The sequence below is a fragment of the Sphingomonas sp. BL-S-25 genome (assembly GCF_055521555.1).
This window is the reverse complement of record NZ_CM145486.1, coordinates 3,526,955-3,547,210: the sequence shown is the minus strand read 5'-3', so window position 1 is coordinate 3,547,210 and position 20,256 is coordinate 3,526,955. Positions and strand designations below refer to the sequence as shown.

The 20,256-nt window shown below is 65.8% G+C and carries 16 protein-coding genes; 6 read left to right on the top strand and 10 right to left on the bottom strand.

Annotated features, from left to right (window positions below; translation table 11 throughout):
- Nucleotides 1-7 precede the first annotated feature (7 nt).
- Nucleotides 8-1,009: a cupin-like domain-containing protein gene (locus ACZ1H8_RS17180; RefSeq protein ID WP_465178432.1), complete on the top strand. Its 1,002-nt coding sequence runs from the start codon at nt 8-10 to the stop codon at nt 1,007-1,009.
- Nucleotides 1,010-1,061: 52 nt separating this feature from the next.
- Here ACZ1H8_RS17180 and ACZ1H8_RS17175 read toward each other — a convergent pair whose 3' ends face one another.
- Nucleotides 1,062-4,160 (bottom strand): TonB-dependent receptor, encoded by a 3,099-nt coding sequence (locus tag ACZ1H8_RS17175; protein WP_465178431.1) that lies wholly within the window; start codon nt 4,158-4,160, stop codon nt 1,062-1,064.
- 235 nt (nt 4,161-4,395) lie between these two features.
- Nucleotides 4,396-6,561: an alpha-glucuronidase family glycosyl hydrolase gene (locus ACZ1H8_RS17170; protein ID WP_465178430.1), complete on the bottom strand. Its 2,166-nt coding sequence runs from the start codon at nt 6,559-6,561 to the stop codon at nt 4,396-4,398.
- Nucleotides 6,562-6,710: 149 nt separating this feature from the next.
- Here ACZ1H8_RS17170 and manD point away from each other — a divergent pair, with 149 nt between their 5' ends.
- The 4 genes from manD to ACZ1H8_RS17150 all read left to right on the top strand — a co-directional run bounded on the left by manD (nt 6,711) and on the right by ACZ1H8_RS17150 (nt 11,617).
- Complete coding sequence (manD, locus tag ACZ1H8_RS17165) at nt 6,711-7,922, top strand: D-mannonate dehydratase ManD (RefSeq protein WP_465178429.1); 1,212 nt, start codon at nt 6,711-6,713, stop codon at nt 7,920-7,922.
- Nucleotides 7,923-7,936: 14 nt separating this feature from the next.
- Complete coding sequence (locus ACZ1H8_RS17160) at nt 7,937-9,091, top strand: endo-1,4-beta-xylanase (protein WP_465178428.1); 1,155 nt, start codon at nt 7,937-7,939, stop codon at nt 9,089-9,091.
- Nucleotides 9,092-9,269: 178 nt separating this feature from the next.
- Nucleotides 9,270-10,547, top strand: a complete 1,278-nt coding sequence (locus ACZ1H8_RS17155; RefSeq protein ID WP_465178426.1) for a patatin-like phospholipase family protein — start codon at nt 9,270-9,272, stop codon at nt 10,545-10,547.
- A 35-nt stretch (nt 10,548-10,582) separates the two neighbouring features.
- A complete protein-coding gene (locus tag ACZ1H8_RS17150) occupies nt 10,583-11,617 on the top strand; it encodes a P-loop nucleotide/nucleoside kinase family protein (RefSeq protein ID WP_465178425.1) in 1,035 nt (344 codons plus the stop codon).
- Nucleotides 11,618-11,650: 33 nt separating this feature from the next.
- Here ACZ1H8_RS17150 and ACZ1H8_RS17145 read toward each other — a convergent pair whose 3' ends face one another.
- The gene (locus ACZ1H8_RS17145) at nt 11,651-11,998 is read right to left on the bottom strand and encodes an ArsR/SmtB family transcription factor (RefSeq protein WP_465178423.1); all 348 of its coding nucleotides are present in this window, start codon (nt 11,996-11,998) and stop codon (nt 11,651-11,653) included.
- 100 nt (nt 11,999-12,098) lie between these two features.
- Here ACZ1H8_RS17145 and ACZ1H8_RS17140 point away from each other — a divergent pair, with 100 nt between their 5' ends.
- Nucleotides 12,099-12,683 carry an alpha-ketoglutarate-dependent dioxygenase AlkB gene (locus tag ACZ1H8_RS17140; RefSeq protein ID WP_465178422.1) on the top strand — a complete coding sequence of 195 codons (585 nt, stop codon included), beginning with the start codon at nt 12,099-12,101 and terminating at the stop codon, nt 12,681-12,683.
- 108 nt (nt 12,684-12,791) lie between these two features.
- Here the strand turns inward: ACZ1H8_RS17140 and ACZ1H8_RS17135 are convergent, their stop codons facing one another.
- From ACZ1H8_RS17135 to ACZ1H8_RS17105, 7 genes are all read right to left on the bottom strand, one after another.
- Entirely contained in the window at nt 12,792-14,135 is a 1,344-nt protein-coding gene (locus tag ACZ1H8_RS17135) for a lipopolysaccharide biosynthesis protein (RefSeq protein ID WP_465178421.1), read from the bottom strand.
- A 179-nt stretch (nt 14,136-14,314) separates the two neighbouring features.
- The gene (locus ACZ1H8_RS17130) at nt 14,315-15,019 is read right to left on the bottom strand and encodes an NTP transferase domain-containing protein (RefSeq protein WP_465178420.1); all 705 of its coding nucleotides are present in this window, start codon (nt 15,017-15,019) and stop codon (nt 14,315-14,317) included.
- Nucleotides 15,016-16,110: an inositol-3-phosphate synthase gene (locus ACZ1H8_RS17125; protein ID WP_465181413.1), complete on the bottom strand. Its 1,095-nt coding sequence runs from the start codon at nt 16,108-16,110 to the stop codon at nt 15,016-15,018. The genes ACZ1H8_RS17130 and ACZ1H8_RS17125 overlap by 4 nt, the downstream gene beginning before the upstream one ends.
- Nucleotides 16,111-16,126: 16 nt before the next feature.
- Entirely contained in the window at nt 16,127-16,969 is an 843-nt protein-coding gene (locus ACZ1H8_RS17120) for a CDP-alcohol phosphatidyltransferase family protein (protein WP_465178419.1), read from the bottom strand.
- A gap of 377 nt (nt 16,970-17,346) precedes the next feature.
- Nucleotides 17,347-17,673, bottom strand: a complete 327-nt coding sequence (locus ACZ1H8_RS17115) for a hypothetical protein (RefSeq protein WP_465178418.1) — start codon at nt 17,671-17,673, stop codon at nt 17,347-17,349.
- Between the two features lie 175 nt (nt 17,674-17,848).
- Complete coding sequence (locus tag ACZ1H8_RS17110) at nt 17,849-18,208, bottom strand: hypothetical protein (protein WP_465178417.1); 360 nt, start codon at nt 18,206-18,208, stop codon at nt 17,849-17,851.
- A 168-nt stretch (nt 18,209-18,376) separates the two neighbouring features.
- Nucleotides 18,377-20,251, bottom strand: coding sequence for an ABC-F family ATP-binding cassette domain-containing protein (locus ACZ1H8_RS17105; RefSeq protein ID WP_465178416.1), 1,875 nt, complete (start codon nt 20,249-20,251; stop codon nt 18,377-18,379).
- Nucleotides 20,252-20,256: the final 5 nt, after the last annotated feature.

Genomic DNA, 20,256 nt, shown 5'->3' with positions numbered 1-20,256 from the left:
GCCGGGGATGACACCGATCCGCGAACTCCGCGACCTCTCCCCCGCCACCTTCCGCGACGAGGTGGTCGACCAGTATGAGCCGGTCGTGATCCGCGGCGCGGCAGCGCACTGGCCCCTGGTCGAGGCGGGAAGCCATCCGGCCTCGGCAGGTGCCTATCTGCGCCAGTTCGACCGGGGCAGCACGGCCGAGGCGTTTGTCGGCCAGCCGGAGATCCTCGGCCGTTACTTCTACACTCCCGACATGCGCGGCTTCAATTTCGAGCGGCGCAAGGGGCCATTGGCGGCACTGCTCGCCACGCTCGAACAGGTCCATGACAGCGATGCGCCGCCGTCCATCTATGCCGGCGCGCTGGACGCCGATTCCACGCTGCCCGGCCTGTCGGATGCCAATCCGATGCCGCTGGTCGAGGGGCTGGACGCGTCGCCGCGTCTGTGGATCGGCAATGCCAGCATCGTCAGCATCCATTTCGACGCGTCGGACAATGTTGCGGTGGTTGCGGGCGGGCGGCGGCGCTTCACCCTGTTCCCGCCCGACCAGGTCCATAACCTCTATGTCGGCCCGCTCGACCATAATATGGCCGGCCAGCCCGCCAGCATGGTCGAACTGAACAATCCCGATTTCGATCGCTATCCGCGCTTTCGCGAGGCGCTGGCCGCGGCCCGGGTGGCGGAACTCGAGCCCGGCGACGCGATCTTCATCCCGGCGTTGTGGTGGCATCAGGTCGATGCGCTGTCGCGGTTCAACCTGCTAACGAATTACTGGTGGGCGGATTCGCCCGACATGCCGGCGCGGATGGAGGCGATGGTCCACGCCATCCTGGCGGTGAGCCATTTGTCCGAGCCGCGGCGCGAAGCGTGGCGGGCGATGTTCGACACCTTCGCCTTTCGCCGCCACGGCCACCCCGCCGAGCATCTGCCGGTGGAACAGCGCCGCGTGCTGGGTGAGCCGAGCCCCGGCTGGCGCAGCTATCTCAGGCAATATCTGCTGCGGGGCCTTCAGCGACCCTGATCAACCTCGAGGCAACGGACGGCACCCCCCGTGGGCGCCGTCCGTACCGTCGTCAGAAGCTGCCGCGAACGCCGATCAGCACCGTGGTGCCGGGGGTGTACTGGTTGAACGTCGCTTCCGGGAACTGGAAGTAGCTGCGAAGCTTCGAGTTGGTGAAGTTCTGGATGTCCAGCGTGAGCTGCGGTGCATGCTCCATGCCGAACACCTCCTTCAGGTCGAGGCTCGCCGACATGTCCCACTGCTGGTAGTCGTCGCTGAACAGGCCGGCCGCGACGATTCCGTTCTGGTTCAGGCCGCTGCTCTGCGACCCTTCGCGGAACGTCGTCGAGACGCGTACATTCACCCCGCCATTCTCGTAATATCCGATGATGTTGTAGGTGAAGGGCGCCACGCCAAACGCGGTCGCCGGTCCGTCGCTGCGCTGATCGACCAGGGTCGCATTGGCGTTGAAGCCGAAGCCGCGCACCCCGAACCGCTCGGTCAGGAAGTCGAGCGGCTGGACCCACTGGAATTCCAGGCCGTTGACGGTCAGCTTGTTGGGCACGTTGACCTGCGACTGGACCTGGATCTGAGCCGCGGTCGGACCGCCGCGCAGGTCGATGGCGGCACGCTGGGTTGGGTTCAGCGAGTCATAAGTGATCCCGTACTGTGCCAGGAACGAGAAGGGCTGGGTCACGATCTGGTTGGTGGTGAAACCGGTCAGCGATTTGCGGAACGCGCTGAACGCGATTAGCCCCTCGCGGCCGGTATAGAGCTCGAACCCCAGGTCGATATTGTTCGAGAAATAGGGGTTCAGCGCCGGGTTGCCGATCGTCGCGGTCGCCGCCGAGGGATCGCCGAAGCCGACGCCCGGCAGCTGCGCCGCCGGATCGGGACGGGTCATCGTCTTCGAATAGGCCGCGCGGACGATCGCATTGTCGGCGACATTGTACGCGACCGTCACCGCGGGCAGCCATTTGTCATAGCTGTTCCGCGTCTCGACGAAGTTGGTCACATTGGGATAGCGCGAGCCGTCGGGAATCTGCGTCCCGTTCGGCAGCGTGTTGCGCGGATCGCTGATCGATACGCGCCCGCCGATCGTCTGGTCGGTCCGCACATAGCGGACGCCCAGATTGAAGCGCAGGTCGTTGCCGCCGACCTGCTGCGTGCCGTTGACGGTGACATAGCCGGCCCAGGACTTTTCGTTGATCAGGCCGCCGCTGGCACCGGTATTCGACCCGCCCGATTCGGGCGCATTGTCGTGGTAGAAGTCATAGTTGGACGCCGCCTTGAACCGATCCCAGTCGAGGGTCACGAAGCCAGCGCGGCCGGGCATCAGGAAGCTGGGAAGCTGTGCCGCAGGGATCAGCGAGCCGCCATAACTGACCGAGCCGGTCTGGCCCGACGTGTAGCCGGTGCCATAGCCCGGATAATTGGGATAGCCGCCCACGCCCGGCGTGATCTGTCCGGCGGTCTGGCCCAGGCACGGCGGCTGGCCATTGGGTCCGGGCAGGTTGATGCTGGGGTTGCCGCCGCAGACCGCATTCTGCCACGCGCCGCTATTGTCGAACCCGCGGATCCGGCGGGTGACGTCGTCATAATTGCCGCCCACCTGGACGCTCAGTGCGGAGTCGCCCCAGGTCAGGCTACCGCGCAGACCCTTGGTCTCGTTGATCCGGCGCTCGTCCTGGATGTTCACGCGCCCGCCGGCCCAGACGAAGTTCGCCGGATTGTTGAGGTCGACGCTGGCGTCGATCGTCGGCGCGCCATTGGGGTTGTACTTGTAGGTCACGGTCGTGCCGGCACCCAGCGCCGTCACCGGGCCGGCGGTCGGCACCTCGCGGTGGAAGGTGCTGCGCGTGTAATTACCCTGGAACGACAGCTTGAGCTTGTCCGCGATTTCCCACTCCACGCCCGGGTTCGCGCTCCACAGCTCGGTGGTCTCGATGAACGGGCGATATTCCAGGAAGAATTGCGAGTTGGCGTAGGTCCCCTCGGTCACCAGGCAGCCGGCCGAGCAATCGGCGCGGTCATATTTGGTCTGGGTCGGGATGATCTGGCTGTTGCGCACGATCCACGCGATGTTCTCTCGCCGCAGGTCGTTGAACTTGTAGCCGTACAGGCCGTCGACATAGAAGTTCAGCGTATCGCTGGGGCGCCATTCGGCGCTGACGATGCCGTTGATCCGGTCGCGGCGGCCATATTGCGCCGAGAAGCGGCCGAGACGCGGCAGCAGGCCGTTGTCGATCTGCTGGATCGTCGCGCCGGGGTTGTTCGCCAGCAGGAAATCGCGGTCGATGACGGTTCCTGCGGTCAGCCCGCCACCGGCACCCGCGGGAACGGTCGCCGGGATCGTCCAGTTGCCGCCGCCGGTCGAGTTGCATCCGGTCGCCGCGCCGCACTGGGCCGCGGTCAGCGCCGGGTTGGTGAAGCCGATCGTCTCATAGCCGCGATTGTCGGTGTACAGCCGCTGCGCCGAAACACCGACCAGGATGCCCAGCGTATCGGTGGTGGTGCTGGCGATCAGCGATCCGCGCGCACCCAGCTTGTCCTCGATCCCCGAACGGACCGCCTGGACGTTGTAGGTCAGCCGCGTGCCCGGCCGGTCGAACGGGCGGGCTGAGCGGATGTCGATATTACCGGCGGCGCCGCCCTCGAGCAGGTTGGCGGTATAGCTCTTGTTGACCGTCAGCTTCGTGAACAGGTCGGTCGGGAAGAAGCTGAGATCGACCGATCGGTCGGTGCCCTGGGCATCGGTCGCGCCCGACGACGACACCGCGATCGGCGCGCCGTTCAGCGTGACGTTGGTGAAGTTCGAGCCCAGGCCGCGGATCGCGACGTTGACGCCCTCGCCATTCACGTCGCGGTTGATCGTGATGCCGGGGATCCGGTTGAACGATTCCGCAATGTTGGTGTCGGGGAACTTGCCGATGTCGGTGGCGAAGATCGAGTCGGTGAAACCAACCGAGTCGCGCTTGGCGTTGGTCGAGCTCTCCAGCGAGGCGCGATAGCCAGTGACGACGATGTCGGTCGGCTCGTCGGCCGGGGCTGCGGCCTGGTCCTGCGGCGCAGGCTCGGTGGCGGTCTGGGCGAAGGCCGGCAGTGCCGTTCCGGCCATCAGCAACGCGGTCAGGCCAAGCACGCCGCGCGCAGAATTCTTCCTCGGATTCATAACGTCCTCTCCCCTCATCATGGTCACGTTAGCGCTACCATCTTTTGTATGAGTTTTTATCGATTCGAAAAATTCGGTCAAGCCCCGACGAAAAGGCCGGGATGCAACTGGTCGTTTCGATCGCTCCGCACGGCGCGACGCGGGCGCCGATTCCGGGATTCACCCGTGAGCAGGCGCCCTGCCCGGCAGGCGGCGGAAGCGGCAATCCGCGATGCGGATCCCGCCTCCGCTGTGCCTATTTGCCGTTGCCAGGCGCGTATTTGCTGTCGATCGCCTTGTACCAGTCGAGGTCATGTGGGGGCGGCGCATGGCCGGCCGGCAGCGGCAGTTTCGAGATCGACTGGAAATAGGCGATCGAGGCGTCGCGCCACCATTTTGCCTCGTCATGCTGGATCGCCAGGAAGTCGCGAACCTCCGCCCAGCGTTGCGGGTCGACCTTGCCCTTCAACGAGTCCCAGCGCGCCTGCATCGCCGCCACCTCGCCGACACCGCGGTCGTAACGGACGATCAGTTCGTCCCACAGCGTCCGGCCCGACGCCATCCGGTGGCTCCACGGCACATGGTGGAACCACAGCAGCAGAGTCTCGGGCACGCGGTCCAGGCTGGCATAGCGCGCCGCGACCGAGGGGGCATATTGCGAGACCGCGTCGCTACCGGTCTTCGTCCGGTCGAAGCCGATCCCGCGCTGATCGGCCTTGTGATAATAGACCGGGTTCCATTCGGGCCGGGCCAGATCGGAGACCCAGGGCGCGGGGCCGTAATGATGGCCGGTCGCCATCAGATGGCCCAGCCCCAGCGGGGTCATATAATCGACCACCGCCTCGCGCGATCGCATCATCATGTCGGTCACCCCCTGGTCCACTGCTTGATCGGGACCCCAGGTCATCCGCGTCCAGTCGGCGGCGATCGCCTGCGCTTTGCTGTCGGGATCCCACGCCATACGCCCGAAGGCGTACCAGTTGGCCTGGTCAAACTGCGATCCCGACCAGTTGCGGTCGGTGCCGATATTGGCGACCCCGGCCATGCCGGTCAGGGCCCCGGGTCGCACCCGGGTTTCCAGCACATTTGCGACGGTTCGCCCGGGGCGGGGGCGGCCGGTATCGCTTTCCAGCACCTCCTCCCACATCGTGCCGAGATAGGCGAGGTGCGTGGCGAAGCCGAGATATTCCTTGGTGATCTGGAATTCCATCATCAGCGGCGTGCGCGGCATCGCGCCGAAGATCGGATGGAAGGGTTCGCGCGGCTGGAAATCGATCGCGCCGTTCTTCACCTGGACCAGGACATTGTCGGCAAACTTGCCGTCCAGCGGCACGAAGTCGGTATAGGCCTGCTTGTGCCGGTCCTCGGGATTGTGCGGTTCATAGACAAAGGCGCGCCACATCACGATGCCGCCATGCGGCTTCACCGCTTCAGCCATCATGTTGGCGCCGTCGGCATGGGTGCGCTTGTAGTCGCCCGGCCCGGGCTGGCCCTCCGAATTGGCCTTGACCAGGAAGCCGCCGAAATCGGGGATGACGCGGTAGATTTCGTCGCTGCGCGCCTTCCACCAGGCGCGGACGGCGGGATCGAGCGGGTCGGCGGTCTTCAAGCCGCCCAGTTCGATCGGAGCGGAAAAGCGCGCGGTCAGATAGACGCGGATGCCATAGGGGCGGAAGGTCTCGGCCAGTATCCTGACCTTCTCCAGCCATTCGGGGCGCAGGATATCGGCATTGGCGTTGACGTTGGTGAGCACCACGCCGTTGATGCCGATCGAGGCATTGGCGCGGGCGTAGTCGGTGTAGCGCGGGTCGCGGAAGCGCGGCAGCTTCTGCCAGTCCCACAGCGATTCGCCCGAATAGCCGCGCTCGACATAGCGATCGAGATTGTCCCAATGGTTGAGCACGCGCACGTCGAGCTTCGGCTTGTCCGACAGGTCGATCGCGTCGACCGGCTGACGAAGCTGGATGCGCTGAAGATAGCGGAAGGCGCCGTAGAGCAGGCCGATATCACTGTTCGCGGCGATCACCGTCGCGCGCCGGCCATCGATCGTGACCGAGCGAATCAGGAATCCCTCACGACCCAGCCCGGACAGGTTCAGCCTGAGCCGCGCGACGATCGGCGATCCGCCCGGCGTGCCGATGACGATCGTACCGTCTCCGGTCACCCGGGCGGCGCTCGCCGGGGCCTGGCCGAGCATTCCCTCCAGCCCGCGCCGCAATTCCCGAGTCGCCGCATCGATCGTCTCGCTGCGCCCCTCCGCGACGATCGCCGTCGCCAGCGGCCGGTAGCGCGCCTGAGCCTCGCTTTCGATCATGCGGTAGCGCAGCCACAGGTCATAGCCGTCCTCGGCATGCGATTCGCCGGCCGTGCCGAAAACAAGTGCCAAAAGGCAGAAAAGCTGGAAAAACAGCCGCATCGTCATCCTCTCGCCCAGGCGGTTCATTCCCGCCGTTGACAAAGGCGATAGCATGGCGTTGTTGGTAGCGCTATCATCAGACAATATGATTTCAGCACGGATAGGAGAGACAAGGATGCGGGCACGCGACGCACAGCGCCAGCGCGGGACGAACAATGACTGAGATCGTCTCTGCGCGCGTCATCGTCACCTCGCCCGGGCGGAACTTCGTCACCCTGCTGATCGAGACGAAAGACGGAGTCACCGGCATCGGCGACGCCACGCTGAACGGCCGTGAACTGGCGGTCGCCAGCTATCTCGAGGATCATGTCATCCCCTGCCTGATCGGTCGCGATGCGCACCGGATCGAGGATATCTGGCAGTATCTGTACAAGGGCGCCTATTGGCGGCGCGGGCCGGTGACCATGTCGGCGATCGCCGCGGTCGACATGGCGCTTTGGGATATCAAGGGGAAGGTCGCCGGGCTGCCGGTCTACCAGCTGCTGGGCGGGGCGAGCCGTGAGGGCTGCATGGTCTATGGCCATGCCAATGGCGCGGACATTTCCGAGACGGTCGAAAATGCGCTGCGCTATCAGGAGCAGGGCTACAAGGCGATCCGCCTGCAATCGGGCGTGCCGGGGCTGAAGGCGACCTATGGCGTGTCGAAGGACCGGTATTTCTACGAGCCCGCGGATGCCGCGCTGCCGACCGAAAGCCTGTGGTCGACCGAGAAATATCTCCGCTCGGTCCCGCCACTGTTCGACGCCGCGCGCGAGGCGCTGGGCTGGGACGTGCACCTGCTGCACGACGTCCACCACCGACTGACCCCGATCGAGGCGGGGCGGCTGGGCAAGGATATCGAGCCCTATCGCCCCTTCTGGATGGAGGACGCGACGCCGGCCGAGAATCAGGCAGCGTTCCGCCTGATCCGTCAGCACACCACGACGCCGCTGGCGGTTGGCGAGATCTTCAACTCGATCTGGGACGCCAAGCAGCTGATCGAGGAACAGCTGATCGACTATATCCGCGCGACCGTGGTGCATGCCGGCGGCATCACCCATCTGCGTCGCATCGCCAGCCTAGCCGACCTGTATCAGGTCCGCACCGGCTGCCACGGCGCGACCGACCTGTCGCCGGTCAGCATGGCGGCGGCGCTGCATTTCGGCATTTCGGTCCCGAATTTCGGGGTGCAGGAATATATGCGCCATACCGAGGAAACCGACGCGGTCTTCCCCCACGCCTATCGCTTCGAAAACGGGATGATGCATCCTGGCGACACACCGGGTCTTGGCGTCGAGATCGACGAGGTGCTGGCGGCGAAGCACGAGTACAAGCGCGCCTATCTGCCCGTCGCACGGCTCGAAGACGGAACGATGTTCAACTGGTGACGGAGAGGATTGCCATGACGGGAATGACCCGCCGCGGGATGCTGGCGGCCGGTGCGGCCGGCGCCGCGCTCACCATTGGTGGTCCTGCGCTGGCCCAGGCGGCGCCGGCCGGCATCGATGCAGTGGCGCGGCGCAAGGGTCTGCGCTTCGGATCGGCGGTCGCCTGGGGCGCGCCGGGTGCCGATCGCGCCAGCTTCGCCAATCCCGCCTATGCCGCGATCCTCCAGCGCGACTGCGGGCTGGTCGTGCCGGAGAATGAGCTGAAGTGGCAATGGACCCGGCCCGCCGCCGACCGCTACGACTTCAACCACTGCGACCAGATCGTTGCCGAAGCGGTCAAGCGCGGCATGAGCGTGCGCGGCCACACGCTGTTCTGGGCGCCCGAGAAATGGTTTCCGAAATGGCTGGTCGGCTATGATTTCGGGTCGCAGCCGGCCAAGTCGGCCGAGGCACTGCTGGCCGGCCATGTCCGCACCGTCTGCCGCCGCTATGGCACGCAGATCCATTCCTATGACGTGGTGAACGAGGCGGTCGAGCCCGAGACCGGCGCGCTGCGCGACACCGTCGTCACCCGCGCCTTTGGCAGCGGCGAGGCGATGCTGGACCTGATGTTCCACACCGCCAGAGCCGAGGCGCCGCATGCCGAGCTGGTCTATAACGACTATATGAGCTGGGAGCGCGGCACCGAGGACGAGACCCATATCAAGGGCGTGCTCAAGATGCTGGAGGGGTTCCGCAAGCGCGGGACGCCGGTCGACACGCTGGGCATCCAGTCGCACATCCGCCTGCTGAAGGACGCGCCCGTCGCGGAGATCGTCCGCGAATCGAGCGGGCCATGGCGCACCTTCATCGATGCCGTGGTCGGCATGGGCTATAAGCTGGCGATCACCGAATTCGACGTGAACGACAAGAAGGCGCCGACCGACATCGCGGTGCGCGACCGGATGGTCGCCGATTATGCCGGTGCCTATCTCGAGCTGATGGCCTCCTATACACAGCTGCGCGAGGTGCTCGCCTGGGGGATGGTCGACAAATATAGCTGGCTGACCGGCTTCGACCCGCGCGCCGACAAGCAGATGATCCGCGGCTGTCCCTATGACGCCTCGTTCAAGCCCAAGCCGTTGCACGCCACGATCGCGCGCGTCCTGGGCGAGGCGCCAGCCCGATAGGCTCGCGATAGGTCCGCTTTGGCAGCGTAACGATCTTGGCAGTCGCTCTCCGCTGGGCTAGCGGCGCAGGTGGAACGGTCGCAGCTCCGGACCGGGACGGCGCAACAAGCGCGCCCGGCCTTACGAACTTCATGGGGGTGGAGTCATGCGCAGGATCGTTGCATCTATAGGACTCGGCATGCTGGTTTCGGCCTGTTCGGGAAATCACGGGACGCTGAACATCAGCTGCCCGCAATTCGACAAATTCACCCATGACGTGCCCTTCTCGTCGCTGGAGCGCGAGATCCACGGCCTGCCCCCGCGCGGCGGACCGCAGCTGGAGGCGACGCCTAGCGACACCGACATGCTGACCCGGATCGATCGCGCGACGCGCCCGCCCGAGGGGCTGACCAGCGCACGACCCGGCGGCCCTACCCAGCCGGTTCCGGCGGTGCTGATGCTGTCCGGCGGCGGGCAATGGGGCGCTTTCGGCGCGGGCTTTCTCGACCAGATGCGGCTGAACGGCACCCTGCCCGACGCGACCTTCATCAGCGGGGTCAGCACCGGCGCGCTCCAGTCGCTGTTCGTGTCGATCGGCACGCCCCAGGCCTATGCCGAACTGCTCCAGGCCTATGCCCCTGCGAAGGAAAGCGACATTGTCGATCGCGGCGGGTTCCTGCGCGTGATCCTGAAGGGGTCGATGGCCGGCCTCGCCCCGCTCCAGGGACGGATCGAGATGGCGCTGTGCCCCGATGCGGTGGTGGATGACCCGACCAGGCCCTGCGCGATCGACGCGCTGAAGGCAATGCGCGGCCCCGATGGCCAGCAGCGCAGGTTCGTTTTGATCGGTTTTGTCGAGGCGGCCAGCGGCACGTTCAAATATGTCGATGTGGTCGAGCTGGCGCAGCTGCCGCGACGCGAGGCGCGGACCTGCATCACCGGCGCCGCACTCGCCTCGGCGGCGATGCCGGTCAATTTCCAGCCGGTGCAGATCAACGGCGTCACCTATTTCGACGGCGGCACCCGCGCATCGGTGTTCGAGGCCAATGTCGCAGCTTCGGTCGAGGCGGTCAGCAGCCGCGATGCCGCCGCCCCAACGCCCCCGGGCCAGCCCGCCCGCCGTCGCGAGCCGCTGTTCCCCATCTATGTCATCCGCAACGGCCCGACCACGGCCGAGCCCGATCCCGACATCAACAGCAAGAATGGCGCGGTCGACGCGGCGCTGCGGGCGGAGTCGATCCTGGTCAACCAGCTCGAGGTGAACTCGATCGCGGTGATCCGTATCGAGCATCCGCGCGGGCCGCTGCGCATGGTCAGCGCCGATGGGTACAAGGCGGTGCCCTGCGTGAAGCCGGGGGGCGGGGTGATGTTCGCGCCCGAATTCATGAAATGCCTGACCGCGTTCGGCCGGACGAAGGCGAATTCGCCGCAGCCCTGGATCGAGCTGTCTGAATTGGCGGTTTCTCCGCGCCGTTAGGGTGACGCGCCGGTCGGGCGTGCTAAGGATTGTTCATGCGTGTTCCGGCCGGTCCGTTGCTGAGTGAAATCGTCGAGCGTCGCGAGTTGGACCATGCGACGCTGATGCGGCTGGCCGACGCAATTTCCGCCTTCCATGGCGCGGCCGAGCGCGCGCCGGGCGGCGGCGCCGCTGCGATCGATGCCGAGCTGCCACAGCAGCGGATCGAATGGTCGCGGCACGCGCAGGCGCTGGACGCGCGCGCAGCCCATGGCCGCTTCCGGCGCGGGCACGGTGCGCTGACGCTTGACCAGATCGCGCTCGGCGAAGCCGGCATCGATCTGGGCGAGGGCAATGACGTCGGCGTAGACATCCTGTTCGACCTGGCCGTGCTGCTCGAGGATCTGCGCTGCCGCGGTCTCGGCGTTGCGGCGAACATCGTGGCCAACCGCTATGTCGACCTGCTGCCCCAGGGCGCGCGCGGCTGGTCGCTGCTGCCGCTATTCGTGTCGCTCCACGGCCATGACGACGCAGTGCTGGCCGAGGCATCGCCGCGGCTGCTCGCGCTGGGCGGGCTTTCGGGCACCGGCAAGAGCACCCTCGCCCGCTCTCTCGGCGGCCTGATGGGGCGTGCGCCGGGCGCGCGGATCCTGCGCAGCGATGTGTTCCGCAAGCGGCTGATGGGCCTGCCGCCCGAGGCGCGGCTGCCCGCCTCGCATTATACCCAGGCGAACGATGCCGACACCTGGGAGGCGCTGTTCGAATCCGCCGACGACCATCTGTCGTGCGGCACCAGCGTGATCATCGACGCAGTCTTCATGCGCCGCAGCGAGCGCGATATTGCCGAGATGCTGGCCGATCGCTGGCGCGTGCCGTTCACCGGCATCTGGCTGGAGGCGCCCGAGCGCGACCGGATCGCGCGGGTCAATACGCGGTCGGGCGACGCGTCCGACGCCGGCGCCGACGTGGTGCGCGAACAATCCCGCCGCTCGATCGGCGAGCTTTATGGCTGGCACCGGATGAAGGTGAACCGGCCGCAGGAAACCGTGGTGGCCGCCGCCCGCGCGGTGATCGATCGCCCGCGACGCTGAGAAGAAGCAGCGCGGCCTCCGCCGCACCGCAGATCAGGCAGCGGCGCTGCGCCTCGCCGGGACTTCGGCCTCGGCATCAGCCTCGACACCGCCATTCGCGAACATGTCCTGCAGCGCGTCCAGGATGCGGATCACCTCGTCGCTCGACAGCGAATAGAAGATCGTCTGGCCCGATCGGCGCGCCTTGACCATGCCTTGGCGCCGGAGCAGCGCAAGCTGCTGCGAGACCGCGGTGTCGCGCGAGCTGGTCAGCCGCGCGAGTTCACCAACGGACTTCTCGCCTTCCCACAAATGGCACAGGAGGAGAAGGCGGCTACGGCCGGCGAGCGCTTTCAGGAACACCGAAACGCGGTCGGCAGATTCAATCAACTCGTACTTCACAAAGGTCTGCTAGGGGGTCGGGACCGGCGATGCAACCCGCTATCTCTCGGAAAAAACTGGATATTGTTGCGAGAACATGAAGTAACTCTATATATCAGCTATGACGCCTAACCCCATCGATTTGTTCGGCTATCCGGCCCTCCGCGGCCTTGAAACATGTCTGGAACATGTCCCGCATGATGCTGAGGGCGCACTCGCAAACGAGATCGACCGACTGGATTTGGCGCCATTCCGCTTTCAGCAATGGACCGGCAGGCGGCTGACGACCTCGTTCGGATGGCGCTATGATTTCGAAACCGGCGGATTTGAGCGCGCCGAACCCATCCCCGACTGGCTGCTGACCGTCCGCGACAGCGCCGCGCGTTTCGCCCGCCTGGCGCCCGATGCGCTTGAACAGGTGCTGCTGACGCGATACGATCCGGGCGCAGGCATCGGCTGGCACCGCGACCGGCCGGTGTTCGAACATGTCGTCGGCATCTCGCTGGGCGCCGAAGCCACCCTCCGCTTCCGCCGCCGCAAACCCAGCGGCGGCTTCGATCGCCACTCGATCGACCTGCCGCCACGCTCCGCATACCACCTGTCGGGCGAGGCGCGCTGGGACTGGGAACACAGCATCGCCCCGATGGAAGCGACGCGCTGGTCGATCACCTTCCGCAGCCTGAGGGGGGCTGCATCCGTCGGGTAGGTCGACGGCGGCGACGAAATATTGACATGCTAGTCTGGATCATGCGCGTCCTCGCGGACCTGACATTATTCGGGAAGGGCCGCGGATGCCCCTCGGCGAAGGCAATGCTCAGGGCCGCGGGTGCCCTACAATCGCGGTCTCTCGGCGTGTGAAGAACCACAACAACGCCACCGCGACGCAAGCGTCCATCAGCATCGCCAGAGCGCCGCCGACCATTCCGATGCTCGGCAACAACAGGGCAAGTAGCCCCATCAGAATGAGCAGCGCCGCGCCTCTGACCAGAAGTAATGTACCCATGCGGCCTCGAGCCATAAGCGCCGGCTCGAAACTGACGCCGATCAGTTGTACCGCGGCGGCGGCACCGAGAATGACGAGCGCCGGGAAGGCGGGGAGGTAAGCCGAGCCACCGATCAGATAGAGCGCGGGCTTGCCGAGAATCGATACTGCGCCAAGGACGGCGAGCCCCCCGACCAAGGCGGCCTTGTTCGTGCGGCTCAGCAACGTCGCCACCGCGGCCCCACTTTGGCTCACGCTGACCCGCGCCAGCTCTGCGTACAGCGAGCGGCTCAACATTTCGGCAAGGACGAGCAATGCCTGCCCGAGTTGGTGCGCCAACCTGAAATAGCCGGCAGACGTCGCCCCGACCGTATAGCCCACGACGAGCAAGGCCACCTGCTGGCTCGCCGCGGAGAATGCCGAACTCAGATTGTTGAACAAGGTGAAACGCCAATAGCCAGGATAGGCGCGCGGGACGCCGACGATGTCCGCGAGGACGGGCTTCGACATCTCTGGTGCGATTCTGTACCAGAACAGGCCCCAATATGCAGCCGCCGTCGCGATCTCCGCTACCGCCCACGCCCACAGGAAGCCATCGATGGTTGCCCCGGCAAACACCGCGACAAGCGCACCGATCATTCGGAAGACAGGGGTCGCCGTTTCGGCAATCGCACCGTCACGAAAGCGATCATATAGCCGCAATGCCCCAATCGCGGTCGAGCGCACGGTAAGCAAAAGCACGGCCCCGAAGAGAATCGCGTGATTGGCGGTGCTCTGCGTCCACCGGAAATGCGGCGCGAGCGCGCGGACGATCAGGGCCAGGATGGCGCATCCCGCAAGCGCTGCGACCAACTCGAGGAGAATGCAGAACCAGAGCAGCGCGGAAACCTGCGCCTTCCTGCCTTCCAGCATCGAAGCAGTGCCCCAGCGCAAGACAATCTGCCAGCTCTGGAAACCGATGATCAGTACCATCCCTTGGGCCAATACCAGGATCAGTGAAAACTGACCAAAGCCGGCCGCGTGCAGCGCGCGCGCAGCCATGGCGAGGTAAATCAGACTCAGAAACGCGCCAACAATCTTCGAGATCAGCAGCCAGCCGGCGTTCCGGACGGTCCGGACCAGCGGCGTCTCCCCCTTGAGCCTGCCGATGATGGAGATGGTCCGTCGATCGGTCACTGGATCATGGACTTCAACAAATCGACTTGCGGCATGCTATGGCATCCAGGAATTGTCATCGCGTTCGGGTTCATTGGCGGGCTATCTCAACCGAGAGCTCGCGACCTTTCGGGCAGAAGCGAGCGCCGGCGCAGGGCTTGAATTGCTCAACGATACCGGCCCTGCACGCTGGTCCGACGTCACCTCTTCTGGCGCAACCATGCCTCTGCCTTGTCCAGGGCGGCCTGATCATCGACATCGATCCAGTCGAGGTCGCTGCAATCCAGGGTGAGCGCGCCCTGCTGACTGGCGAGAACGCGCATGCCTTCGGTGATCGAGGGATCCTCCAGGCCGTGCAGGGCGGTGAACAGACCCGCCCCGATCGCGAACACGCCGGTGTCGAAACAATCGTAGGTGTCGATCCCCTTCCCGATCGCGACGATCCGCTCGCCTTGCGTCTGCACGCACGTGACATCGTCAAGGTCGACCCAGTCGCTCTCGATACGGCGGTCGATCGCCAATCGCGCGCCGCCCGCGGCTCCCGCCCGTGCGACGCGGCGATACAGTTCCGGTTCGACCAGATGATCGCACATCGCAAGCAGTGCTTCCGTACCGGCGACGTGGCCATCCGCCGCCAGGACCGAGACGCCATTCGGCTTGCGGTGGTCGGCAACTCGGACCGTCTGGACGGCGATCGGATAGGTCGCCGCCGCAAGGTGCGCCTCGATCTGATCGGCACCATAGCCCAGCACCACCACCACACGCTCCAGGCCCGCCTCGGCGAGCCCGAACAGCGCATGGTCGATCAGCGGACGGTCGCCGACCGGGCAAAGCGGCTTGAGCGGGGCGGCGGAGCGGAGGCGACTGCCTTCGCCCGCCGCCAGCAGGATCGCCGTGTCGATCATGCGCGCTGCAGGATGAAGTCTTCCACTGCCTGTGCCGCAAGATCGTCCGTCATCTGCGTGCGGGGATGCTTGCAGAAATAGGCGGACGCCGCGTCGATCGGACCCGCCAGCCCGCGATCCTTCGCCAGCTTCGCGCAACGGATCATGTCGATCGCGACGCCGGCGCTGTTCGGGCTGTCCTCAACGGAAAGACGCAGTTCGAGGTTCATCGGGATGGCGCCGAACATCGTGCCCTCCATCCGCAGGAAGCAGACCTTGTTGTCGTTCTGCCAGGGGACATAGTCCGACGGGCCGATATGCACGTTCTCGTCCTCGAGCCGCTCTGCGGCGACCGACTGCACCGCCTCGGTCTTGGAGATCTTCTTGGACGCGAGCCGGCGATGGTTCGACATATTGAGGAAGTCGGTATTGCCGCCGGTGTTGAGCTGGTAGGTGCGCTCCAGCTTGACGCCGCGTTTCGCGAACAGATCGGTCAGCACGCGGTGGACGATCGTCGCACCCAGCTGCGCCTTAATGTCGTCGCCGATGATGGGCACTCCGGCCTGCGTGAAGCGATCGGCCCATTCGGGATCGCTGGCAATGAATACCGGGATGTTGTTGACGAAGGCCACGCCGGCCTCGAGCGCGCATTCGGCATAGAACTCGCTCGCGGTCTGCGATCCGACCGGAAGATAGTTCATCAGCACATCGGTTTTCGACGCGCGAAGCACCGCGACGACGTCTTCCTTGGTCGGCTCCTGGGCGTCATTGAGCAGGAAGGTCCGGTCGTCCGGATAGTCCGCCATATGCTCCGCGACGCCGTCAAGCACCTTGCCCATCCGCACGATGGTGCCGGTCGGCTCCACAGAGGGGGCGAACACCGCGGTGCAGTTCGGCTTGGCGAAGATCGCCTCCGCGACGTCCTTGCCGACCTTGCGCCGGTCGACATCCCAGGCCGCCACGACCCGGATATCGCTCGGGCGGTATCCACCCAGATCCAGGTGCATCAGGCCCACGGCCTCGTTCGTGCCTTCGCGGTAATAGGACAGGCCTTGGACCAGCGAGCTTGCACAATTGCCGATGCCGACCACGGCGACATTGATACTCGTCATTGCTTCTTCACTTCCTTCAAGTCGATTTAAGCGTTGAGATTGAGTCGAGCCGGGCCAGTTTCCGCTCGACATTCCGGTGCCACGCCAGGCCGATCAGCAGGATCGCGGAAAGCGGGACGAGCTCGAACCACCAGAACCACCGCGGATTCCCGGCCAGGCAGGCGAGGAAGATCGCGTAGACGCGGACATTCGCGCTGAGCAGGCTCATCAAGCGCATCGGCTTGGCCGCCGATGCGCCATAGGTAGCGATAAGCTTGCCCGAACCCGAGCGGGCGGCGAGGACACTATCGAAGGGCCGGGCGAACCGCTCCAACACGCCTGCCACTCGATCGTACAGCCGCACCAACGGGTTGTGGCTCGGGGCCTGCTGGACCGGGGCCGCAACGCCCTTGCACCGGCGGTGAAAGCGCGCGCGTTCGCTTTCGTAAAGGTTGGACTGGAGTGCATGGGCAGCGCCGGCCCCCACCGCCAGCACCCAGCCCTCGACCGTACCGATGGACGATGCGATCACGACATAGATCAGGATGAACACCCCGTGGTCGCACAGCCCGTCCAGCGCGCGACCCAGCGGACTTGCCGTGCCGGTGGCCCGCGCAACCATGCCGTCGAGCCCGTCCGCGACCAGCCACGCGATCGACAATGCCAGGCCGAGCACCGCATAGGGCCAATGCTGCCAATGGGCATAAGCCAGCGCCGCCAGCGCGCCGAGGATCAGCCCGCCGATCGATACGGCGTTGGCCGAAACGCCCCGCGCAACGAACCACGGCAGCAGAACACGCGCTGCAGGGTGAATGAGCCAGAGGTTGGTTGGATCCTCGATCCGGCGATCCCGCGATCGGTCGATCAGAGGAGGTGTCATCGAAATGTCATGTACAGCGTGACCGGGATGCGCAGCAAGCGAATTAGAACAGCTTCAGAACTGGCAGACGTGATTCAACCGCCTGAGTGCGAGGTCCGAGGCGGATCGCTCGCCTTGCCATCGCGTCGATCACGCACGAGAGGCTCTTAACAGCTCCGTCCCTGGACCGCGAATCAAGCGGCGCTGTGACGCGCGAGAACGACACTCAGCTCCAAGCATGACCCGATAAGGCCACCACCGACGCCCTGGGCAGCTAAGGCAGCAGTCATGGATGAGTTGAATCGTCGCACCTCTGGAAACTGGTCCCTAAAGGATCGACAACCGCCCACCAGTCTCGGTCATTCAATATCAGGTCGGAGGCGGCACGCGCCCGCGACCTAATTGACACCCCGCGCCTGACGCCGGGCGACGACCATCGCGGCGGCGTCCTGTGGCGACCGGTCCTCCAGATCCTGCAGGAACCAGACGCGCACGCGATCGCGCTTGTATTCGCGGGTCCAAACCTGGGCGACAAGCTCGCGACCGCTGCGACAATAGGGCGCGATGATCAGGCCGATCGTCATCGCATCGGACCGATCGTCGTCATTCTCCTCCGCCGCCTTGGCCAGGCACGCGAAGTAGGTTTCCATTGCCGCGCTTCGCTCTTCCTCGGTCGCCGGCGTCCGCTGGATCACCGCCGCCAGAGCCAGCATCACCAGGATCATCGCCCACCTCCCCATTCATGCCTCTACGCGGACAGGCACAGAGGCCTGTCGCGGGTAAGCATAGCGGATCATACCAGGAACGGAGCGACAGCGCATCCGATCCGGATACATCTGGGCGGCGGCCAGCAGGCGAGCGGGAGAGAGGTCGCGGTTGCCTCGGCTGGCGGCTCCTGCGCTACCGCTCGACCGACCAGCGCTGCTTCTTCGGCTCGTAGATCGCGGTCGTGCCGATCTGCACGCCACCATTGTCCGTCCACAAGGTGGGGCCAGCGCCGCTCACGTCGAATGGAGCGGAGTCGACCCGCTTTCCGTCCGGCAGGTGGAGGCGGGCATAGACCAGCTGGTCGGCAATGGAATGCGTGGCCACCTGCCACCGCGTGGCGCTACGGAGCTCCAGCGCGTAGCGACCGTCGGGAGAGGTTCTTGTCTCGAGCGTCTTGTCGCCCGATGGCAGATAGGTGCCCAGGGAGACGGCGACTGTCGCGGAGGCCAGCGCGCCGATGATTGCCAGTCTTCTGTTCCTGGTGAGGGGCATCACGGGAAATCCACGATTACCGGCCTTGGGGAAGCTTGCGCTGCTCTATGTTACTGAAGATGGCGACATCGCCGCCTCTGGCAAAGCGTTATCATGGCAGGAACGATCCGCATCGTTCACGAAGGACAGCGTCCAGCTTTCCGCCGGCCTCCTCGGCCCCTGCGACGATCAGCCCGCAGTGATCGCCTCGGCCGCTTCGCTTGCCTCCATCCACAGTGCCTCCGCCTCGCCGATCTGCGCATCGAGCGCGGCGCGGCGCTTCATCAGGTCGGTCATGGTCAGCTTCGTCAGCGATGCATCGGCGGAGGACGGATCGAACATCGCCCGGTCGACCGCGCTGCGCTGTTCGTTCAGGCTGGCCAGTTCCGCCTCTGCAGCCTTGGCCGCCTTGCGCATCGCAGTGGCGCGCTCGCGTGCCTCGGCGGCGGCGCGGCGGGCATCCTTGCGATTGACCTTGGCCTCGCTCTTGCCCTCGCCCTGCGGCTCCTTGGCGAGGACGAACTTGATATAGTCCTCGATCGATCCGTCGAACTCGCGCGCGGTGCCGCTGTCGACCAGCACCAGCCGGTCGGCGGTCATCTCCAGCATGTGCCGGTCGTGGCTGACGATCACCACCGCGCCGCTATATTCGTTCAGCGCCTGGACCAGCGCCTCGCGCGCATCGACGTCGAGGTGGTTGGTCGGCTCGTCGAGGATCAGCAGGTGCGGCGCGTCGCGGGTGATCAGCGCCAGCGCAAGCCGCGCGCGCTCGCCGCCCGACAGCTTGCCGACCTTGGTCGTCGCCTTGTCGCCCGAAAAGCCGAACCGGCCCAGCTGGCCGCGCACCGCCGACTGGCTGGCGCCCTTCATCAGCCGGGTCATATGGTCGAGCGGGGTATCGTCGCGGTCGAGCTCCTCGACCTGATACTGGGTGAAATAGCCGACCTTCATCCGGCCGCTGGCGTTCATCTCGCCTTCCATCGGCGTCAGCTGCGCCGCCAGCAGCCGCGCCAGCGTCGTCTTGCCGTTGCCGTTACGGCCGAGCAGCGCGATGCGATCATCGGGATCGAGCCGCAGGTTGAGCCGCTGCAGGATCGGCTTCTCGCCATAGCCGACCGTGGCCATGTCGAGCGTGATCAGCGGCGGGCGCAGCTCCTCCGGGCTGGGGAAGCCGAAGGTCAGGCTCGGATCGTCGAGCAGCTCGGCGATCGGCTGCATCCGCGCCAGCGCCTTGGCGCGCGACTGGGCCTGTTTCGCGGTCGAGGCGCGGGCCGAGTTGCGGGCGATATAGTCCTGCAACTTCTCGCGCTCGGCCTGCTGCTTGGCACGTGCCGAGGCGAGCTGTGCCTGGCGCTCGGCCCGCTGGCGCTCGAACGCGTCATAGCCGCCGGGATAGAGCCACAATTTCCCGCGCTCGAGGTGCAGGATGTGGTCGACGACATTGTTCAGGAAGTCGCGCTCGTGGCTGACGATCAGGATTGTCGCCGGATAGCTCTGGAGGAATTCCTCAAGCCACAGCACGGCTTCGAGGTCGAGGTGGTTCGACGGCTCGTCGAGCAGCAGCAGGTCGGGCTGCGAGAACAGCAAGGACGCCAGCGCCACGCGCATCCGCCAGCCGCCCGAGAAGCTTTCCAGCGGGCGGTGCTGCGCCTCTTCGTCGAAGCCCAGGCCGACCAGGATACGCGACGCGCGCGACGGTGCGGCATGCGCGTCGATCGCGTTCAGCCGCTCATGGATCTCGCCCAGCCGGTCGGGGTCGTGGCTGACCTCGCTTTCGGCAAGCAGCGCGGCGCGCTCTTTATCGGCTGCCAGCACCGTCTCGAACGGGGTGGCGTCGCCGCCCGGCGCTTCCTGCGCGATATAGCCCAGCCGCCGGCCGCGCGGCATTTCCGCCGCGCCGGTATCGGGCTCCAGCTGTCCGGCGATCACCTTGACCAGGGTGGTCTTCCCGGCGCCGTTGCGGCCGATCAGGCCGATGCGGCCGCGCGGCGGCAGGGAGGCGGTGGCGCCGTCGAGGATGGTCCGCCCGCCAAGGCGGACCGTGATGTCGGACAGGTTGAGCATGATGG